The organism is Craterilacuibacter sp. (genome assembly GCF_051659485.1).
In the GTDB taxonomy this organism is placed as follows: domain Bacteria; phylum Pseudomonadota; class Gammaproteobacteria; order Burkholderiales; family Chromobacteriaceae; genus Craterilacuibacter.
In genome coordinates this window covers 1-2,911 of record NZ_JBOFOO010000395.1, presented here as the reverse complement: position 1 = coordinate 2,911, position 2,911 = coordinate 1, and the positions used below count along the sequence as shown (strand labels likewise).

At 59.9% G+C, this 2,911-nt stretch carries 4 protein-coding genes; all 4 read left to right on the top strand.

Annotated features, from left to right (window positions below; translation table 11 throughout):
- Positions 1–796 (top strand): phosphate acyltransferase PlsX (gene plsX, locus ACRC1E_RS13510; RefSeq protein WP_438515611.1); only part of this gene is annotated, 796 nt, incomplete at its 5' end.
- A gap of 1 nt (position 797) precedes the next feature.
- On the top strand, positions 798–1,757 hold the full coding sequence (locus tag ACRC1E_RS13505; protein ID WP_438515610.1) for a beta-ketoacyl-ACP synthase III: 960 nt from the start codon (positions 798–800) through the stop codon (positions 1,755–1,757).
- Positions 1,758–1,840: 83 nt separating this feature from the next.
- Positions 1,841–2,770: an ACP S-malonyltransferase gene (fabD, locus tag ACRC1E_RS13500; protein WP_438515609.1), complete on the top strand. Its 930-nt coding sequence runs from the start codon at positions 1,841–1,843 to the stop codon at positions 2,768–2,770.
- A gap of 20 nt (positions 2,771–2,790) precedes the next feature.
- A partial coding sequence (locus ACRC1E_RS13495) for an SDR family NAD(P)-dependent oxidoreductase (RefSeq protein WP_438515612.1) occupies positions 2,791–2,911 on the top strand: 121 nt, incomplete at its 3' end.

Here is a 2,911-nt window from a genome sequence, read left to right as displayed (position 1 = left end):
AATGCGGGTGGCTATCAATCTGGTCAAGGAAGGCCGCGCGCAGGCGTGTGTTTCCGCCGGTAATACCGGTGCCTTGATGGCAACCGCCAGATTTGTCCTGAAAACCATTCCCGGTATCGACCGTCCCGCCATTGCCAAGCTGATGCCCACCGTGCGTGGTGCCAGCTGTGTACTGGACTTGGGCGCCAACGTCGATTGCACGCCGGAACAACTGCTGCAATTCGGCATCATGGGGGCCGAACTGGTCGCCAGCGTGTCGCATCAAGCTCGCCCGAGTGTGGGCTTGCTGAATATCGGGTCCGAAGAGATTAAGGGTACCGGCAATATCAAGCTGGCCGCCGAACTGTTCCGGGCTTCCGAGCTGAATTTTTACGGTAATGTCGAAGGCGACGATATCTACAAGGGGACAGTAGATGTGGTGGTATGCGACGGCTTTACCGGCAATGTTGCGCTCAAGACCTCCGAAGGTCTGGCGCACATGATTTCCGTTTTCCTGCGTGAAGAGTTCACCCGCACTTGGTGGACGCGTCTGTGCGCACTGGCAGCCATGCCGGTACTCAAGCACTTCAAGGCACGCGTCGATACCCGTCGTTACAATGGCGCCAGTCTGCTGGGATTAAGGGGCATTGTGGTCAAAAGCCATGGTGGAACCGACGCGATAGGATTCCGTTTTGCGTTGGAGCAGGCTTGCGAGGAAGTCGACTCCGATGTGATAGGCCACATTACCGACCAGGTCGCGCTGCACCAAGAGAACAGACAGCGCACCGAGGCGGCAGCGAGTCAGGTTCCCGTATAATATGATTTATTCCCGCATTCTTGGCACCGGCAGTTATCTGCCTTCTACGGTGCTGACCAATGCGATGCTGGCCGAACGGGTGGAGACGACCGATGAATGGATCGTCTCCCGCACCGGTATTCGCGAGCGTCGCATTGCCGACCCCGAGCAAAAAACCAGTGATCTTGCGCTGCATGCAGCCGAAGCGGCCATTGCCAGTGCCGGTATTGACCGCAACGAGATCGATCTGATTATCGTCGCGACCACCACGCCGGATATGGTGTTCCCCAGTGTTGCCTGTCTGGTACAGGAAAAGCTGGGTATCCACGGTGGCCCGGCTTTTGATGTGCAGGCAGTATGTGCCGGCTTTATGTACGCACTCGTCACTGCCGATGCTTATATCAAGGCCGGTCTGGCCAAGAAGGCGCTGGTGATAGGCGCCGAAGTGCTGACCCGTATTCTGGATTGGGAAGACCGCCGTACCTGCGTGCTGTTCGGTGATGGTGCCGGTGCAGTGGTGCTGGGTGCCAGCGAGACGCCGGGTCTGCGCCACGCCAAACTGGCCGCTGATGGCCGCTACAAGGATATCCTGAATACACCGGCACAGATTTCCGGCGGCAAGATTCAGGGCATGCCTTATCTGTTTATGGATGGACCTGCCGTCTTCAAGTTTGCGGTCAAGGCGTTGGCCGATATCGCCAGCAAGACGCTTGCCGAGGCTGGTGTGGCGCAGAGCGAGGTTGACTGGCTGGTGCCGCATCAGGCCAATTTGCGCATTATCGAGTCGACTGCCAAGCATTTGAAACTGCCGATGGAACGGGTGATCGTTACGCTGCCGGAGCAGGGTAATACCTCGGCCGCCTCCATTCCGCTGGCGCTGGACACCGCTGTACGCGATGGCCGCATCCAGCGTGGCCAGACCGTGATGCTGGAAGGCATAGGCGGCGGTTTTGCCTGGGGTGCGGTATTGCTGACGTATTGAGCCTGTTCGGCCTTTGCCGCAGCAATGGTAGAGGCCGGCCGGCAGTGCGCGACTGGCGCGATAATTCAAAGGGATAAACTCCTATGGCTTTTGCTTTTGTTTTCCCCGGGCAGGGCTCGCAGAGCCTGAACATGATGGCCGGCCTCGATAGCTTGCCGGTTGTCAGGCATACCTTTGACGAGGCTTCCGATGCCTTGTCGGTTGATCTGTGGGGGATGCTGGTCGCCGACTCGGCCGATGCCATCAATGCCACCGTCAATACCCAGCCCATCATGCTGGCCGCCGGCTTTGCCACTTACCTTGCGTGGCAGGAAATGGGCGGCATGCAGCCGTCGGCCGTGGCGGGCCATAGCTTGGGCGAGTACACCGCGCTGGTGGCTGCCGGTGCCTTGCCGTTTGCCGAGGCGATCCGTCTGGTGCGTCTGCGCGCGGAAGCGATGCAGGCGGCGGTGCCGGCCGGTGTCGGTGCGATGGCCGCTATTTTGGGTCTGGCGGATGCCGATATTGTCGCCGCCTGTGCCGAGGCGGCCGAAGGTGAAGTGGTCGAACCGGTGAATTTCAATTCGCCGGGGCAGGTGGTGATTGCCGGCAATAAGGCCGCTGTCGAGCGTGCCATGGCCTTGTGTAAAGACAAGGGTGCCAAACGTGCCCTGCCTTTGCCGGTGTCGGTGCCTTCGCATTGCGCATTGATGCGTCCGGCTGCCGAGCGTCTGGCCGAGGCGCTCAAAAGCGTGCATATCAATACGCCGGCCATTCCGGTGCTGCACAATGCCGACGTAATCAGCTATGGCGATGCCGACCAGATCCGTGATGCACTGACGCGGCAATTGTATAGCCCGGTGCGCTGGACCGAGACGGTGCAGCAGCTGGTTGCCGATGGTTTGCCGCTGATGGCCGAATGTGGCCCGGGCAAGGTGTTGGCCGGACTGGGTAAACGTATCGACAGCAGCGTGCGTTGCCTTGCATTGACCGATGTCGCCGCGCTGGAAGCCGCGCGTAGCGAACTTGTCTGACCTGCCACAAGGGGAATGGAATGAGCTTGAAAGGTAAAGTGGCACTGGTGACCGGTGCATCGCGCGGCATTGGCGCTGCCATTGCCGATACACTGGCCCGTGAAGGCGCCATCGTGATCGGTACTGCCACCTCGGAAGCCG